Below are 17,477 nucleotides of genomic sequence, written 5' to 3'. Positions count from 1 at the left end.
TAGATGGATATAATCTCATGAAAATTAACATCTCAAATTTACGTATGAAACTTTGCATGCTCTTGTTGACTTCCCGCCCCTGTTCGCAATTCAGGAGCAGTATCTTCATACTTCTTGCCATTGCTCTTATCAGCCTGTGTACCTCCCTGCAATCTGCACGGGCTGCGGCAAATGTATTCCCAGAATACTCCTCACTTCAGAAAAGTATCTCCTTCTGGGAGGACATATACTCCACCCATTCAGTCAATTCAGCAGTTATACATGACCGAGATGATTTATCCAAGGTATACGATGTCATTAGCTTGCTAGAAAAAGAACTCCCCGGGGCAGAGCGCATCAATACTACAGCTCTCAAGCAGACTGTTAAAAGATATCAGAAAATATTGACAGAACTCGGATCTGGAAAAAGTCCTCAAACTCCAACAGAGAAAAATGTTTTTGCACTGTTCTCTGGCCAGGATTTCAGAGCCCAGATGCTCAAGTCTGCAGACAATATCAGATCACAAACCGGCCAGAAAGAGCGCTTCAGAGAAGGAGTAATCCGCTCCGGAGCTTATATGGCTGATATACGAAAAATATTTACAGACAAAGGTCTTCCTGCGGATTTAGCTTACCTCCCACACGTGGAATCCTCATTTCACAATGGTGCATACTCTAAGTTCGGGGCAGCCGGAATGTGGCAGTTCACCCGTAGCACCGGTAAGCAGTATATGACCATCAACGATGCTGTTGATGAACGTCGCGATCCTTTGCTTGCTGCAGATGCTGCAGCAAGATACCTTAAAAACAGCTATAATATTCTTGGTAGTTGGCCCTTGGCACTTACAGCATACAATTACGGAACATCCGGAATGATGCGGGCCCAAAAAGCCAAAGGTTCCTATGTGAAAATCCATGCGGAATACAAGGAAGGGCATTTCGGATTTGCATCAAGGAATTTCTATTCAGAGTTTTTAGCAGCGAAGAGAGTAGCTAAAAAACTCGAAAAAGATCGAACACTCGTTATGGATACTCGACGTCCTTTCAGGGTGTTTTCACTTCCCGGTTACATTCACATTAACGATATCAAACGTCATTTCAAATTATCCCTGGCAACAATCAAAGCATTCAACCCAGCCCTTCGGGATACCATTTATGACGGGAAACGCCTAATTACTAAAGGTTATGCGTTTAGACTTCCGACCGATAACACGACTAGACAACGTATAGCAACAGTGAAAAAATCCTATTTCACCAGTTCACAGTTACAGGATTCCTCGTATCGCGTTAAACGGGGTGATACAGCCAGTGGAATTGCAAACCGACACGGCATTACCCTTAAAGCGCTCATTACTTCCAACCATCTTGATTCTAACGCCAAAATTTTTATCGGCCAGAAACTACGCATACCAACAACAGCACAACCTAAAAAGAAATCATCTCCCCGACGTATTTCAGCAGATGACCAGAAGGTTTTTGCTACCAGTGGTAAACCCATCTCAAAATCTACTGGTCCGGCACTTACAGCAAAAAGCAAAACCCGCCCTGCACCCACTCCGGTTGCCAAAGGCGGAATCCGGTATGATCGTATAGTTGTTCACCCTGAAGAGTCGTTACCATTGCTTGCTCTATGGTTGCAGATCCCTGAGTCCGAACTTCGCAAGGCAAACGGCCTGTCTAATACAGACCTGATTGAGCCGGGGCAGGAACTAACCATCATACATAAAAAGATATCCGCCGCAGAATTTGCTGATCTCCGCAATGATTTTGCCCAGGAGACGGAAGAAGACTTTTTCTCAGCCTATGCGATAATTTCAGAGAAAACCTACCAGGTAAAATCAGGTGACAACCTCTGGGAACTCTGTAACGATACATTCGGCATTCCACTCTGGTTGCTGAAAAAATATAACATCGATATTGATTTACGCAGGATTCACCCGAAGCAAGAACTGACAATTCCGGTAATACGGAAAATTTAATATGCTTGCAACGGGTTCAATTACTCCACAGCCCCTTGTCCGATAAGAACTTCAAACAGACTCCCGGCGTGATGCATCAATCAGTTTTCTCACCGCCTCACTGTGGACATTAGCTAACCCATATTTTTCATCATCTTTCTGACCACAAACTCAACGACCTGATTTTATGACGAATAAAAGTCTACTTCTGAAAGAAGTAGAGTGCCTTTCGTTTGAAATCAAACGCCCCGCGCTTCAAACGATTTTTTTTTCGCTGATACAGTATTACAAGACATTTACGGGCGTTTACAATCACCTCGAAATTTCTACCTCGGCCTGCGAAAACCTGTATTGATGACAAATCCGGGCCAAAAGAACATATTTTTTACAGGTAGCTCTTCAGTACACTGTTTTTTTTGATATACTGAGTTGGGTACACGTTATTTTTTCTATTCTGCCCGGTCATTTTCAGTGATCACTATTGCAACTTTCACGATTTTGCAAACCGGTCATCTCTTTTTTGATGACTCGTCAGTTGGTCAGGAAAACCAGATTAACAACCATCGTCAGGATATGTAACCATCTATCAGTTTCATACATAAACACCACACAATACTAACGGGAGAATTATGTCTGCCGCTAAAGACCTCATATCACAATTCAGTGATATCCAGACCCTACCCCATGTTGTCACACATCTGTCAAAACTTATGGCAGACAGTGAGTCTACCATCAAGCAATTTGAAGATGTGATAAAGATGGACCCTATCCTAGTTGTTCAACTGTTAAAACTCGTCAATAGTCCGTTTTACGGATTGGTTCAAAAGGTCGACTCAATCAGCAGAGCAGTTGCCTATCTAGGAATGAAAAATATCCATAATATCGCAGTAACAGAAGCGCTTAAAACGATATTTACTGACAAAACCACGACCTCACTTTTTTCCCGTCAAAAACTCTGGCTTCATTGTGCGGCTGTTTCGATCTGCAGCAAAATGGTTGCTGAGCGAATTTTTGGCATTAACGGCGATGACACCTACCTCACAGGCATACTTCACGATTTTGGTTTAATCGTCGAAGAACAGGTCAAAGGTGCAGAATTGCATGAAATATGCAAAGAATGTTCATCTAATCTAAACATGCTTGATCTGGAGCGTAAACATTTTGGCACCGACCATTGTGAAATTGGCTACCAGATGACCCTTGAATGGAATATGCCCACACACATCCAGGAAGCAATTCGGGACCATCATACTTTACTTGACGATGTTAGACCCGAAAGCCTCACAGGAATACTCCAAATAGCCGAATACCTTACAAGCCAGCACAAATATACAACTCTAGAGGACCTAAACGTAAAAATCTCTGCTCCACTTATGGAACATATCCAGGACAACATCGATGAATATACAGTCCTTATTGAGGATTTTCCTGATGAAATGGCCAATGCACGGGATTTATACATCGGGGGAACCTCCGGATGATGCCTGAACAGGGACTTTTCTCAGCAGGCCTCACTGTTGACAGAGATCGTGAAGATTTTTACACCTTTCTGTGTTCACGTCTCAAGCATTTTGATATTTCTGCCATTGATACAAATGGGGAAATACTTTTCGGTAAAAGCACCGATCACTTATCTTCACCAACCACTCTGCGTTTACTGAATTCGGTCAAATTGAGCCAACCTCAGGCAACAGCAATCGCTCTTGAACAGCCTGGGGAATTCATTCTGCCAGTAGTTGATCTCGGATTAGTTGTATTGCTCACCACCACTCTTGTTGATTCCCCAGAAACGCTCATTACTCTGATTTCATTAACTTCTGAGCTATTTTTTAACAGTAAGGATCTTCGAAAAACAAAAAAACGACTTGATATCCAGAAGAATCAGTTTAATCGGAAATTCTCCGTTCTCGACAATAAATACCAGGAGATGCTGCTTGAAATTCAACGCAGCTATCAGATTATTCAGGAACAGCAGGAAAATTATTCCAAAACCCTTAAGTCAGAAATTAAGGCACAGACCCGTGAACTGCGTAAATCCAAGAGTGCGGCTGAAGCTGCCAACGTTGCTAAAAGTCAGTTCCTTGCTGCAATGAGCCATGAAATCCGTACACCGATGAATGGCATCATCGGTTTTACGGATATGCTTCTGACCACTAAACTTGATGAAGAGCAGCAGGATAGTGCTATGACCATTAAACGCAGCGGAGAAGCACTGCTTGGTCTTATCAATGACATCCTCGACTTCTCAAAGGTCGAAGCCGGCCAGATGAGTCTTGAATGTATCGATTTTGACCCTGAGATCACTGCCTTTGATGTTTGTGACATTATTCGGCCACGTGTTGTGGATAGACCAATAGAAGTGCTATGCAGGATAGGAGATACACTGCCGGCCAACGTTCAGGGAGACCCTGGAAGATTTCGCCAGGTGCTCATCAACCTGATGGGTAATGCAGCTAAATTTACTGATAAGGGAGAAATAGAACTCACTATTGATGTTGAAAATGAGACAGATGAAGAAATAGTTCTGCATTGTAAAATTCGCGATACAGGTATAGGCCTTGATAAATCAAAATTTGAAACGATTTTCGAAAAATTCAAGCAGGCTGACGGTTCAACAACACGAAAATACGGCGGCACCGGCCTTGGCCTTGCCATCAGCCGGTCAATTGTTGCACTGATGAATGGTAAAATCTGGGTTGAAGGTGAACTTGGAGTAGGAACAGAATTTCACTTCCTCGCAACCATGCGTAAATCTGCTAAAACAGCAGACCAAAAACGGCAGGATGACAGGCTTGACGGAAAAAACATTCTCATTGTGGATGACAATAACGTAAGTAATGAAATCCTGGCAAAAATCCTTCGGCAGGTTGGCGCACATGTAGAGTGCCTAATGGACGAAACCCATGCCATTGCACGAATCAAAGATCGTCACCACAATAATAATCCCTACCATCTTGTTATTTGTGATCTACGTTTACCACTTATTTCCGGGTTTGAGCTTGCAACACAGATACGCGAACTCGAAAAACCTCTAGGAGAGCTTCCAGTCCTTGCCTACAGCTCGTCTATCGAACGCAATGCAGCCCGGTGCAAAGAGGCAGGATTTTCTGCTTTTTTAATAAAACCCTGCCGTGGTCAGATCATGATTAAGACCATTCTCCGCCTCTTTAACCAGCAGAAGGGGGAAATCCCCCGTAAGGAACCCAAAGAACTTGTTACCCAGTATTCAGTACGAGAAGAACTCAAACAATCATTCAGGATATTATTAGCAGAAGACAATCCGGTAAATCAAAAACTCGCCAAAATTATGCTGACCAAAGCCGGTTATCAGGTTACTATTGCCGAAAATGGAAAAAAGGCAGTAGAATTATTCACTTCCAGCCCTGACCAGTTTGACACTATCCTCATGGATATTCAGATGCCTGAAATGGACGGGCTCGAAGCGACACGTGAGATTCGTAAAAATGGTTTCGATGAAATCCCTATAATTGCAATGACAGCAAACGCCATGAAAGGTGACCGTGAAATATGTCTTGACGCGGGTATGACAGACTACATCTCGAAACCGATAAAACGGGAACTGGTTTTCGAGATTCTTGAAAAGTGGCTCTACAAACAATAACAGGTTAATTATCCGGTAATGCAATCAACAACCGTGCTGCGGCAAGCACCGTCATCAGCTGTGCTCACCTGGGCAGATACACCCTCTGATAACCGGAATATTCTCTTCAGGTTGTTCCACTCGCTCCTGCGCCTTTTGCTTATTACATTCAGCGAGTATAAAAAGAATGACCTGGCGCTCCGCTCAAGCGCACTGACATATACCGTACTCCTCTCTCTTGTGCCTGTGCTTGCCATGAGCACTGCTGTCATGAAAGGACTCGGGTACGGCGATGAGCTCAAAGAAGTTGCCTATACGTACATAGACACGCTCGACAACAACTATGTTTCCACCCCGTTTCTGCATCCTGACGAAGCCGTTCAAACTCCAGCGGAAGCTCCCCCAGAAGGTCCAAATCCTGTCAATTCATCCAGTATCACCAGTCATTTACGATCAGCAATAGACCAACTTTTTGATTATGTGGATAAAACTAACTTCGCCACCCTTGGCACCATAGGCGTGGTCGGAATATTTTTTAGTGTTATTCTTGTGTTGTCTAATATTGAGATGGCCATGAATACAATCTGGCACGTAAAAGACAGCCGCTCTATCAGCCGAAAAGTAGCTGATTATCTCGCCCTGATGGTACTGTTACCCCCATCAATTATCATTGCGTTTGCAGCCAGTGCATTTTTAAAAACACCTACCCTTGCAGAAAAATTTCAGCTCCTTATTCCGTTTGCCTGGATGCAGGCTCTGATTTTACAACTTGTACCAGTATTTTTTATAGCACTCTCATTTTACGTTATGTATATCTTTTTCCCTAATACCAAGGTGAAAACAACACCCGCGGTGATTGGCTCGATACTTGCCGCCATGCTCTGGTTTGGTGTTCAGAATGTATATATTTCGCTGCAAGTTGGCGTCTCGAATTATAATGCTATCTACGGATCTTTCGCCACACTTCCTATCTTTCTCATCTGGATGTACCTCGGCCTCCTCTTTATTCTCGGAGGAGCCCAATTTGCATTTGCCTGTCAGAACATCACTACCTACAGATTGACTCCAGTACACACTGCTCCCTCAACCAGATTGAGTGCGGCTTTCGATATTATGACGACGGTTCAAAATGCATTTAATACTAATCAGGCAATCAATGACGCAGATATTTTTGCCCGATATGTGAATTATGACGCCCAAATGCTACAAAGTGTTATTGATGATCTCATTGTTGCTGAAGTGTTGCATGTGTCAGCTCAAAACGGCCGCCTTCTTCCTGCTGCACCAGCCGGTCAAATTGGCCATGAGCTCATTATTGAGATAATTCTAGGAAATGAAATTCCGGATACAGCAGGTGGGAAAACCAGTCAGCTTGCTCTACAGGCTGCAGCTCAATCTAGGCCTGGCTCAGATCGCGGCGGCTCAGGTATATTGCCAGGCAGTTTACAGGAAGAAGAAAGTTCAACATAAAAGACTGTCCCGCCCCCCTCTGCGCACTCAAGACCAATACATCCCCCGTGAGCTTTCATGATTTGCTGGCAAAAAAGCAGTCCGAGGCCAGATCCTGTTTCTCCACAAGTACCTGTGCTCGTCGTTTTAACATCAGGCCTGAATATATTATCTCTATAGCCTTCAGGAATCCCCTTCCCATGATCTCGAACCACCAGTCGTTCCTGATCATGAGATCTGTCATAGGCTATTTCAATATCGCCATCAGCGAAACTAAACTTCACTGCGTTGGAAACAAGATTGTTCAATACAACAAAATAGAGGTATTTATCGGCATAGAGTTCTGTTGATTGAGGCACCCTATTATTGAAGTGAAGTTTTTTTTGCTCTGCCAGGTGTGAAAAATTCTCAAAAACCTCGTCAACCAGTTCCGAGACATCAAAATAACTATACTCCGGTTTGATGTTGCCAGTCTCCAACCTGTCCATATCGAGCAGGTTGTCGATCATTTTCAACATTCGTTTACCGTTTTTAATGATATTTTCAATAAACGTCCTATGAATCTCATGCTCAAACGTTTCTTTTTTAAGAATACGTTGGAGCATACTGAGGATCGATACAAAGGGAGATTTCAAATCATGGGCAACCAGAGCCACAAACCGGTTTTTGGTGCTTTCTGCTATATCCGCCTGTGCTCTTGCTTCATTTAAAAAATTTGAGAGTTGTTTGTGGTCTGTAATGTCCAGCGCAACTTCAAGACGAACATATGTGCCATCACTCCACTCAATCGCCTGTGACTTTGAACTGTACCATTTTTTATTAAAGGGATTCTGGTACTCCCGGCACACAACACCTACGGGTTTACCGTCTGCGTCTAACAAACTCGAACCGGCTACAAAGCTATCATCACCGTCGAGATGTGAATAGAGAAGGTGTTTGCAGTTCCTGCCTACAGGATCAAATCCGAACAGTTTTTTAAGGTATGTGTTTGAAAATATGATTTTATTCGTCTCAAGATCTGCTATAAAAACGATCCCGTCGAGACTATTCAGGACTCGTGGAATAACATCCACGGTAAGCGAAATCCCTGCAGGGGTATCTTTTTCTCCCGGAGATCTGTCAAATTTGGCCATACGCTACCGCCTGTCTTCTGTACAACATGTTACCTGCCATACTGCCACCTAACACTCAAAGATCTCAGCTACACAGACTCCGGCAATACAGGTTAGTTACAAGAACATCTTTCCGGATATATCAATCACACAATATCTTCTGTATTAATTATACCTCCACACACAAAGATACCATAAAGTAAAAATGAAAGTCCAATAGCGCCAAACAACAAAAACTCGACCATTTAGTGGCATACTTACTGCCAACCGGACTTTTATATCGTACCATGATAGTTAATCGTGAAAGATGCTTTCCCATGATGGCAAAGAGTAATCGTACAGCATAAAATACAGGTAAATTAAGCGATGACACCAGCCGAAGGAAATCAATTCATCGCATCAAGGCTGCTTGGAATTTCTCAGCCGGCCCTGAGCAAACGAGTCAAAAAGATGCGTTCGAACAATGTATAATACGGGTCGTATAATAATGTTCATTACGGGATATAGGGCAGGTCATTACGTAAGGAATGACCTGCCCTATAACAAAACGGACGATAGCAAAAATATAATGAAAATAGATGCTTACTATTCATCTCAATACCAATATTCTCCGATACAACTTAATCAAGTTTTTCGCCCGGCAATAGTCAATGTAAACTCAGATCCCTTACCGAGTTCACTCTTCACATCAACTCTGCCGCCGTGAGCCTGAACTATATGCTTTACAATGGCAAGCCCCAGTCCCGTGCCGCCTAGTTCCCGACTGCGAGCTTTATCACTCCGATAAAAACGTTCAAACAACCGTGGCAGATGTTCAGGTGATATTCCGCAGCCCATATCTATGACCCGGATTTTCACCACGCTCTCGTCAGATTCGTTTTCAACATCAGCTCTGACAGTTATGGTGTCTCCACTGTCACTGTATTTAATCGCATTAACTAAAAGGTTCACTACCGCCTGCTCTATAAGCGTATCGTTCATGCGTGCGACAATAGAACCTGCGCAATTGAATTCCATCTTCACGCCCCTATTATCAGCATTCACCTGGCACGTCTGCACTGCTGTTTCAAGCACACAGCAAAGTGGTCCTTCCTCCATATATACAGAGCCGTCACTTGATTCCTGCTCTATTCGCGAGAGGGCGAGCAGATCGTCAATAATTGCGGTCAGGCGCTTTGACTGCCTGAGTACAATGTGCAAAAATTTTTCACTGTCTTCTCGACTATCCAACGCTCCATCAAGCAATGTTTCCACATAACCCCGAATTGACGTTATAGGAGTACGTAATTCATGACTGACATTGGCAACAAAATCCCTGCGTATATGCTCAAGTCTTCGTATATGAGTCACATCATTCATGACAATAAGCACGCCAACCGCTGAACCGGTACCGTCAGAAAGGGTCACCACGCTTGTTTGCAGATATCGATCCCCACCAGCATCCTGAAGTACTATCTCATCTTCTACAGATCGTCGTGTGTTAAGAATTTGCTGGATCTGGTCCTGCAAATGCGTGTGGCGAATAACTTCCTGCACCAGCTTTCCCTGGGCTTTTTCCTGTGTAATACCGAGCAGTCGGGCAGCTGCTGTGTTAATGCTGATAATTCGCTCATCAAGGTCTATGGCAATAACAGACTCAACCATGCTTGAGAATACTGTCTCAAGTTCATTTCTCTGGGTCTCGATAGCCTTGATCTTTTCATCAAGCATCTCAGCCATTCTGTCCATGGATACTGCAAGAGCGGTTACTTCGTGGGACGACGAATGGTTGAGTCGAGGAGTCATACGCTGGGTAAACTCACCGCGGGCGAACTGTTCAGCGGTCTTTGTCATTTCCTCAAGTGGTCTGCTGATATTTCTTGAAATAAGCAGCGTAATCAGCGCACCACCCAAACTGATTATTATACAACCGGCAATCACTCGAAAAAGCAGGCCCTGCAGTGTTTTGTATAACGAAGTTATCGGCACAGACATGCGAATAACAGAAGTAATGTTATCCGTTTCGCTGTTATACCCCTGTGGTGAGTTTCCCTCATAGAGCGGCAAGGCAATATAAAGCATCGACTGGCCTAATGTATGACTAAAGCGCACAGCCCTACCACGTTTACCGGTGAATGCGGTTAATATTTCAGGACGTTCACGGTGGTTGTCCATTATTTCAGGATTTTCATTGGAATCAGAAAGAACACGTCCGGTTTTATCAACAATGGTTATCCTGGTTCCGGATTCACGCCCTGCCCGCTTACTGAACTCCCGTAACTCGCTCTGATTATCCGCCTGAAGATAATCATACACTCTCGACTTAATGAGATTTGCACGTGCCTCAAGATCGATCTCCGCCTCATGCAGATAAAAGTTCTGAAAAACAACGGAGCCATACCAGGTGACAGCCACGATAGCTGCTATCACCGCAATGAGTGTGGCCGGATAAATTTGCCATACAAGCTTATGGTGTTTCATAATTCAGCTTTTTCATCCTGATCGTTCACATTTTTGAATCTGTAGCCAATACCACGTACAGTTTCTATGTTTTTGCCATACTCACCCAGCTTTTTGCGCAATCCGAAAATCTGCACATCAATGGCTCTCGGGGTAATAAGAAAATCATAACCGCGAACGGCATCAATTATCTGCTGACGAGTGAATACCCAGCCTGACTTACCGGCAAGAAGTGCGAGAATGCCAAACTCAGTAGCTGTTAATTGCACATCCTGATCACTCAGCAGCACTTCATGTTTGCCCTTATTTATGACGAGATCACCAACAACAATTGTTGGCTCCATCTCTTCATTCTTTTTCTCCGTCTTAGCAACAGTACGCCTGAGAACTGCCTTGATCCGCGCAATGAGTACCTTAGGACTAAACGGCTTAGTCAGATAATCATCTGCACCGCATTCAAGGCCGACGATAACATCTTCCTCTTCACCTTTTGCTGTCAGCATAATGATCGGAATATGACTATGCTCCTTAGCCCTGCCCTTTTTGACTTCAGTGCAGACCTCAAGCCCCGAAAGCCCAGGCAACATAAGATCAAGCAGCATGCAGTCGATATTTTCGTGACGTAAACATTCAAGCGCTTCTTCTCCTGAATCAGCACAGGTTACGTTGAACCCGGCGCGAATGAGGTTATAGCTCACGAGCTGTTGAATATCTGCCTCATCCTCTACAATCAGTATGTGTACTTTTCCCATAATGTTCTTTTCATCCAGCCCATGCTGGTGTTGGCGTATTGCGCAGTAGAATCGAACAGGGCGAATTACGACGACCCATTGCCGATTGTTTCATGTTTTAGAAATATGCCCTCTGTTAGCCACTCTATACATTCTGTATTTTCATTTGCCCCGCAAGCCATTTCCTGCACCCTAACGTGATTCTAACATTCTCTTAACTGACGAAAAATACTTTGGCCGTATTGTATTACCAGTTTCGATACAAAATCATTACAGACAAACAAATACTATATACTTTTCAGGACCTTATACATGGAACCCTATTACACCTTTCACCACGAGCTGATAAATCTTAAGAAAAAGCTCATGCACCTCAGCACTATGGTGGAGGAGCGAGTTCGTACCGCCACATCTGTTATCAGCAGTCGCGATGAAGAGACGATTCAAAACCTTATTCTGACCGATTACGAAATCGACGAAATGGAAGTCGAGATTGAAGAAGACTGTCTCAAAATCCTCGCCCTGCATCAACCGGTAGCAAGCGACCTCAGGTTCATCATCACTGTTATTAAGATTAATAACGAGATTGAACGAATAGCTGACATGGCTGTTTCTATCGCCATACGCGTACAGACCATCACTGAATGTGTAGATGGGTGTGAAGTCGAAGGCGGTAACTGGATTTACGATTACAGCGAGATGTCTGAAAAGGTAATCACGATGTTGCGAATGAGCCTTGATGCACTTGTAAACCGTGATACAGCACTGGCGCGTAAAGTCTTTTTGCTGGATGACGATGTCGATAACATCCTCAAAGACTCCTACGATCGGGTTCGCGAAAAGATACGAAAAACTCCGGAACACCCAGGCTGCCTTATCAACGTCTATCTTCTCGCACGGCATCTTGAGCGTATCGGCGACCGGGCCACCAATATTGCAGAAGAAGTTATCCACCTTGTTGAAGGCACTATCGTTCGTTGTCCGTAACCACGATTAGATAATGAAATATATTAGAAGAAATCAGTTCACTGGCTCACTACTTACCCACAGACCGCAATGATATATACATATACACTACCGATTATCCTGCTGCTCACTGTTGGAGCATTTATACTCGGAAAATCCAAAGCATTTGCAATTGCAGGTCAGGTTGGTGGCGTCAGTAAATTGCACTCCTTACCGACCCATTACGGTGTCCTTTCAGCAATGGCGTGTGCAATCCCTGCCATACTTATTTATGCGATCTGGCAATTTGCTGAGACAACTATTATCACGCAGATGATTGTCAAAACGCTTCCTGCAGAAGTACAGAAACTCAGTGCAAATGAATTTACACTGGTACTTAATGATATCAGAAATATCGTAACCGGAAACATTGTCTCAGATCATACTAATCCTGCAATTGTAAGCGCTGCTGCGACATATCAGCAGTTACAGACTTCTGCAAGAAATAGTGTATTTATGGTGATTACCGCGGCAATGCTCTTTGCCACAGGTGCCATCTATTTCTGGATTAAGACGGAACTGCGAGCCCGAAACCTGGTGGAAGGAGTCACCATGGTGTTTCTTTTCGGATGTTCGGCTGTGGCAATTCTGACAACTGTCGGCATCGTTCTATCTGTTCTCTTTGAAGCGCTTCGATTCTTTCAGGCTGTACCTGTCACCGATTTTCTCTTCGGCCTGGACTGGAGCCCACAAACGGCAATGCGCTCTGATCAGGCAGGATCTTCAGGTGCCTTTGGCGCGGTACCTATCTTTGCAGGCACAATCCTCATTGCATCTATTGCTATGACAGTGGCAATCCCGATTGGGTTAATGGCAGCCATCTATCTCTCTGAGTATGCCAACTCTACAGTTCGCACCATCGTAAAACCTTTACTTGAGATTCTGGCAGGTATACCGACCGTTGTTTACGGTTTTTTCGCAGCGCTCACCGTTGCCCCGCTTATCAGAGATTCCGGCGCCATCTTCGGCCTTCCTGTTTCATCAGAGAGTGCGCTGGCGGCCGGCCTTGTTATGGGCATAATGATTATCCCGTTTATCTCCTCTCTTTCTGATGATGTAATCCATGCAGTACCGCAAACACTGCGGGACGGTTCGTACGCTCTTGGTGCCACTAAATTTGAAACAATTACAAACGTGGTAATACCCGCCGCCCTGCCGGGCATTGTCGGTGGAGTCCTGCTCGCTGTCTCACGCGCCATTGGCGAAACAATGATTGTTGTTATGGCTGCGGGACTTTCCGCAAACCTTACGGCTAATCCGTTTCAGGCGGTTACCACTGTAACAGTACAAATTGTCACCCTGCTGGTCGGCGATCAGGAATTTGACAGCCCTAAAACACTGGCTGCATTCGCTCTCGGCCTGTTTCTCTTTATCTTCACTCTCATTCTGAACTTTATCGCTTTACGAGTAGTCCGTAAGTACAGGGAACAATATGACTGATCGCGACTGATCGCGACTGATCGACGTAATTCTGCTCAGAACATTTTTTCAAGAAATAGATTTTGTGATCATCCAAACATAGAAAAGACCATGCAAAAGCCAGACAGAACAAGCCCTATAACTGAACGCATCAACGGTGGCCTGAAACGCCGCTACCGTGCGGAAAAACGTTTCCAGAGAATGGGTATTGCAGCAATATCTATTGCACTTATCTTCCTTGGGTTTCTCTTCACCTCAATCATTGCTAACGGGTACACTGCTTTTCAACAGACGTATATCCAGATCGATGTTGAGCTTGACCGGGAACTGTTCACCGATGAAAACCTTGCTGCCGCAGATTTCCCTGGCCTCGTCAAATCGTCGCTTAGAAAAATGTTCCCTGAGGTTACAAATAGAGCAGATAAGAAAAGACTCTATAAACTTGTCAGCCCTTCCGCCAGTTTCACACTGCTCGATATGGTGAAGGAAGATCCGAAAATTATCGGCACCAGACAGTCTCTGTGGGTTCTGGCTGATGATGATGTGGATATGATGGTCAAAGGTCACTATGAACGCAACGTACCGGAAGACGATCGTCGAATTAAAGACAATCAGCTTTTCTGGATAGATCAGCTGGAGAAAGAGGGAAAACTCGAAAAACGATTTAACACCACCTTTTTCACTGCTGGTGACTCCCGCGAACCGGAACAGGCCGGAATCTGGGGAGCTGCCCGAGGATCTTTCTACACCCTGCTTATCACTCTTGCCCTTGCGTTCCCTATCGGCGTGGCAGCGGCAATTTATCTTGAAGAGTTTGCACCCAACAATGCCTGGACTGATTTCATTGAGATAAACATCAATAATCTCGCTGCAGTACCGTCTATAATTTTTGGTCTGCTCGGTCTGGCAATTTTCATTAACTTCTGGGGGATGCCTCGCTCAACCCCCATCGTCGGTGGTCTTGTGCTTGCACTCATGACACTCCCGACAATAATCATTGCAGGACGAGCCTCACTCAAGTCCGTACCGCCCTCAATTCGTGAGGCGGCTCTTGGTATAGGCGCGTCTAAAATCCAGATGGTAACACACCACGTTCTCCCTCTGGCCCTTCCAGGTATGCTCACTGGTACCATTATCGGTATGGCACAGGCGCTCGGTGAAACTGCCCCCCTACTGATGATAGGCATGGTGGCATTCATTGTTGATATCCCCGGTAGCATTACCGACCCATCAACAGTTCTTCCTGTTCAGATTTATCTCTGGGCAGACAGTCCTGAGCGTGCCTTCACAGAAAAGACTTCCGCAGCAATCATGATGCTGCTCGGATTCCTTATTCTGATGAATAGTGCAGCTATATATCTCAGGAAAAAATTTGAAACCAAGTGGTAATTAAATAGTCCCTATATCGTCAAAACAATCAGGCCTCAACAGAGCCTAAATACAACGTAAAAAAACAGATGAAGTATCTTTTTCAAGGAGAAAAAACGATGAAAACCAAAAGCCTCTTGCTTGCAAGCGCACTTACCATGACCGTGATCAGCACTGCACCCGCAATGGCTGCACGCGACTATATCTCTATAGTCGGTTCATCAACCGTTTACCCGTTTGCTACTGTTGTCGCTGAGCAGTTCGGTAAATCCTCAAGTTTCAAAACCCCAAAGATTGAGTCTACCGGTTCCGGTGGTGGCTTTAAACTGTTTTGTGGCGGTGTTGGTGTTGAGTACCCGGATATCACCAATGCTTCCCGCGCTATTAAAAGTTCAGAGCTTGAGAAATGCGCTGAAAATGGTGTTAAGGACATCGTAGAAGTTAAAATCGGTTATGACGGAATCGTTCTTGCCAACTCCAAAACCAGCGCTCCATTAAAGCTCACCCGTAAAGATATTTTCTTAGCACTTGCAAAAGATGTACCTGATCCAAAGAACCCTGGAAAGCTCATTCCTAATCCATACACAACCTGGAAAGAAGTTAATTCAGCTCTGCCCAACACCAAAATTGAGGTTCTCGGTCCTCCTCCAACATCCGGTACCCGTGACGCTTTCGTAGAGCTCGCAATGGAAGGTGGAGCAAAGAGTTTTGATTTCATCAAAGCGATGAAAAAAGCAGACAAAAAAGCGTACAAAAAAGTATGTCACACCGTACGTGAAGATGGCGCTTATGTAGAGGCCGGCGAAAATGACAACCTGATCGTTCAGAAACTCCAGGCCAATCCAGCTGCAGTCGGCATCTTCGGTTTCTCTTTCCTTGATCAGAACTCTGATGTTATCCAGGGCTCTTTTGTTGATTCCCAGCAACCTACCTTCGAGAACATTGCTGAAGGTAAATACTCAGTCTCCCGTCCGCTCTTCTTCTACGTAAAAAAAGCGCACGCTGATGTAATTCCTGGCATGAAAGGATACCTCGCAGAATTCACCGCAGATAAAGCATGGGGTGAAGAAGGATACCTTGCAGACAAAGGCATGATCCCAATGCCTGAGGCAGAGCGTAAAGAGTACGCAGCCAACGTGAAGAACCTCAAAACTATCGGAATGTAATATTCCGCACGGAATTGAGTTTGCAGCGCTGGCTTGAAATAGAGCCAGCGCTGCATGTAGAACAAATACTTACCCGCTTTTAACATATAAAGAGACGCCAGATGGAACTTACAGCCGATATGACTAACCCTGCTTTTCCGACACTCGTCAATGATATCAATGCATTTGAGACAGAAACAGACGAGAGTACATCAACTAACGCGACCGTTGGAGAACCGTTTGTAGAGAACCCGCGAATGACCTGCAGGGATGTCGCTGTATATTACGGTGAGAAATGTGCCATAAATACCATCAGCATTGATGTCGGTCGCAATGAAGTACTCGCAATGATCGGCCCATCAGGTTGTGGTAAATCGACATTTCTGCGATGCCTCAACAGGATGAATGATACGGTTTCTTCCTGCCGTGTAGAAGGCGACATCAGACTTGACGGCATGAACATCTACGATCCATCTGTTGATGTTGTGCCTTTACGGGCAAGCGTCGGTATGGTTTTCCAGAAGCCTAATCCTTTTCCGAAATCGATCTTCGATAATGTCGCATACGGCCCGAAGATTCACGGTCTCACCTCAACCAAAGAAGAACTTTCTTATGTCGTTGAAACCTCGCTTACCAAAGCAGGTCTATGGAATGAAGTAAAAGACAGACTGCACGAACCTGGTACAGGCCTTTCAGGCGGACAACAGCAGCGTCTGTGTATTGCACGCGCGATCGCAGTAAGCCCGGAAGTTATCCTGATGGACGAACCGTGTTCGGCACTTGACCCTATCGCAACCGCTAAAGTTGAGGAGCTTATAGCTGAACTTCGTGAGCAGTTCTCTATCGTCATTGTTACCCACGCCATGCAACAGGCGGCCAGGGTAAGCCAGCGTACCGCATACTTTCATCTGGGTGATCTGGTAGAAGTCGGTCCGACCGAGCGAATTTTCACTAATCCGCGCCATCAACTGACCGAAGATTACATTACCGGTCGATTCGGCTGATCTATATATTTATTACAGAGGGCCTCTTACTCTATCTTGAAAAACTGTTTTTAATACTGAGTAAGAGGTTTTTCTCACGCTGCTTTCCCTTCATGCACTAACAACCAATCAATCAAGATATTTTCTGTCAGCAACTCAAACGATTATCCCGGCATCATACATTGTAGTCGTTGGCAGGTATCTACTCTCCGGATTCTATCCTGCCCCGTATAGTATTTCTTCTATCACTTCTGAACATATAGGAGGTTGTCCGAGCATGTACTAGAT

General features: G+C 44.7%; 12 protein-coding genes and 1 pseudogene. 10 read left to right on the top strand and 3 right to left on the bottom strand.

Annotated features, from left to right (window positions below; translation table 11 throughout):
* Positions 1 to 17 precede the first annotated feature (17 nt).
* From FCL46_RS03710 to FCL46_RS03695, 4 genes are all read left to right on the top strand, one after another.
* Positions 18 to 1,958, top strand: coding sequence for a LysM peptidoglycan-binding domain-containing protein (locus FCL46_RS03710; RefSeq protein WP_136810053.1), 1,941 nt, complete (start codon positions 18 to 20; stop codon positions 1,956 to 1,958).
* A 608-nt stretch (positions 1,959 to 2,566) separates the two neighbouring features.
* On the top strand, positions 2,567 to 3,418 hold the full coding sequence (locus FCL46_RS03705) for an HDOD domain-containing protein (protein WP_136810054.1): 852 nt from the start codon (positions 2,567 to 2,569) through the stop codon (positions 3,416 to 3,418).
* Positions 3,415 to 5,559 carry a response regulator gene (locus tag FCL46_RS03700; protein ID WP_228723321.1) on the top strand — a complete coding sequence of 715 codons (2,145 nt, stop codon included), beginning with the start codon at positions 3,415 to 3,417 and terminating at the stop codon, positions 5,557 to 5,559. Before FCL46_RS03705 ends, FCL46_RS03700 begins: the two co-directional genes overlap by 4 nt.
* A gap of 18 nt (positions 5,560 to 5,577) precedes the next feature.
* The gene (locus FCL46_RS03695) at positions 5,578 to 7,008 is read left to right on the top strand and encodes a YihY/virulence factor BrkB family protein (RefSeq protein WP_136810055.1); all 1,431 of its coding nucleotides are present in this window, start codon (positions 5,578 to 5,580) and stop codon (positions 7,006 to 7,008) included.
* Here the strand turns inward: FCL46_RS03695 and FCL46_RS03690 are convergent.
* Positions 6,930 to 8,120: a sensor histidine kinase gene (locus FCL46_RS03690; protein WP_136810056.1), complete on the bottom strand. Its 1,191-nt coding sequence runs from the start codon at positions 8,118 to 8,120 to the stop codon at positions 6,930 to 6,932. The two genes, FCL46_RS03695 and FCL46_RS03690, sit on opposite strands and share 79 nt — an antisense overlap.
* Before the next feature lie 342 nt (positions 8,121 to 8,462).
* Here FCL46_RS03690 and FCL46_RS28690 point away from each other — a divergent pair.
* Positions 8,463 to 8,570 (top strand): annotated as a pseudogene (locus tag FCL46_RS28690) (helix-turn-helix domain-containing protein); the annotation flags it as partial.
* Positions 8,571 to 8,723: 153 nt separating this feature from the next.
* Here the strand turns inward: FCL46_RS28690 and FCL46_RS03685 are convergent.
* Positions 8,724 to 10,559: an ATP-binding protein gene (locus tag FCL46_RS03685; protein ID WP_136810057.1), complete on the bottom strand. Its 1,836-nt coding sequence runs from the start codon at positions 10,557 to 10,559 to the stop codon at positions 8,724 to 8,726.
* A complete protein-coding gene (locus FCL46_RS03680) occupies positions 10,556 to 11,290 on the bottom strand; it encodes a response regulator transcription factor (protein ID WP_136810058.1) in 735 nt (244 codons plus the stop codon). Before FCL46_RS03680 ends, FCL46_RS03685 begins: the two co-directional genes overlap by 4 nt.
* Positions 11,291 to 11,581: 291 nt before the next feature.
* Between FCL46_RS03680 and phoU the strand changes: the two genes are divergently transcribed.
* The 5 genes from phoU (at position 11,582) to pstB (ending at position 17,210) form a co-directional block, all read left to right on the top strand.
* A complete protein-coding gene (gene phoU, locus FCL46_RS03675) occupies positions 11,582 to 12,256 on the top strand; it encodes a phosphate signaling complex protein PhoU (RefSeq protein ID WP_136810059.1) in 675 nt (224 codons plus the stop codon).
* Positions 12,257 to 12,325: 69 nt separating this feature from the next.
* A complete protein-coding gene (pstC, locus tag FCL46_RS03670) occupies positions 12,326 to 13,714 on the top strand; it encodes a phosphate ABC transporter permease subunit PstC (protein WP_136810060.1) in 1,389 nt (462 codons plus the stop codon).
* Between the two features lie 90 nt (positions 13,715 to 13,804).
* Positions 13,805 to 15,082 carry a phosphate ABC transporter permease PstA gene (gene pstA, locus FCL46_RS03665; RefSeq protein WP_136810061.1) on the top strand — a complete coding sequence of 426 codons (1,278 nt, stop codon included), beginning with the start codon at positions 13,805 to 13,807 and terminating at the stop codon, positions 15,080 to 15,082.
* Positions 15,083 to 15,180: 98 nt separating this feature from the next.
* Positions 15,181 to 16,227 (top strand): substrate-binding domain-containing protein, encoded by a 1,047-nt coding sequence (locus FCL46_RS03660; RefSeq protein WP_136810062.1) that lies wholly within the window; start codon positions 15,181 to 15,183, stop codon positions 16,225 to 16,227.
* Between the two features lie 101 nt (positions 16,228 to 16,328).
* Complete coding sequence (gene pstB, locus FCL46_RS03655; protein ID WP_176371584.1) at positions 16,329 to 17,210, top strand: phosphate ABC transporter ATP-binding protein PstB; 882 nt, start codon at positions 16,329 to 16,331, stop codon at positions 17,208 to 17,210.
* Positions 17,211 to 17,477: the final 267 nt, after the last annotated feature.

Source organism: Desulfosediminicola flagellatus (genome assembly GCF_005116655.2).
GTDB classification, from domain to species: domain Bacteria; phylum Desulfobacterota; class Desulfobulbia; order Desulfobulbales; family Desulfocapsaceae; genus Desulfopila; species Desulfopila flagellata.
This window is presented reverse-complemented; position numbering and strand designations above follow the sequence as displayed.

Excerpts from the sequence above, each read along its gene's own strand:
- FCL46_RS03710 (WP_136810053.1), top strand. The coding sequence starts at position 18 with ATGAAAATTAACATCTCAAATTTACGTATGAAACTTTGCATGCTCTTG.
- FCL46_RS03705 (WP_136810054.1), top strand. The coding sequence starts at position 2,567 with ATGTCTGCCGCTAAAGACCTCATATCACAATTCAGTGATATCCAGACC.
- FCL46_RS03700 (WP_228723321.1), top strand. The coding sequence starts at position 3,415 with ATGATGCCTGAACAGGGACTTTTCTCAGCAGGCCTCACTGTTGACAGA.
- FCL46_RS03695 (WP_136810055.1), top strand. The coding sequence starts at position 5,578 with ATGCAATCAACAACCGTGCTGCGGCAAGCACCGTCATCAGCTGTGCTC.
- FCL46_RS03690 (WP_136810056.1), bottom strand. The coding sequence starts at position 8,120 with ATGGCCAAATTTGACAGATCTCCGGGAGAAAAAGATACCCCTGCAGGG.
- FCL46_RS03685 (WP_136810057.1), bottom strand. The coding sequence starts at position 10,559 with ATGAAACACCATAAGCTTGTATGGCAAATTTATCCGGCCACACTCATT.
- FCL46_RS03680 (WP_136810058.1), bottom strand. The coding sequence starts at position 11,290 with ATGGGAAAAGTACACATACTGATTGTAGAGGATGAGGCAGATATTCAA.
- phoU (WP_136810059.1), top strand. The coding sequence starts at position 11,582 with ATGGAACCCTATTACACCTTTCACCACGAGCTGATAAATCTTAAGAAA.
- pstC (WP_136810060.1), top strand. The coding sequence starts at position 12,326 with ATGATATATACATATACACTACCGATTATCCTGCTGCTCACTGTTGGA.
- pstA (WP_136810061.1), top strand. The coding sequence starts at position 13,805 with ATGCAAAAGCCAGACAGAACAAGCCCTATAACTGAACGCATCAACGGT.
- FCL46_RS03660 (WP_136810062.1), top strand. The coding sequence starts at position 15,181 with ATGAAAACCAAAAGCCTCTTGCTTGCAAGCGCACTTACCATGACCGTG.
- pstB (WP_176371584.1), top strand. The coding sequence starts at position 16,329 with ATGGAACTTACAGCCGATATGACTAACCCTGCTTTTCCGACACTCGTC.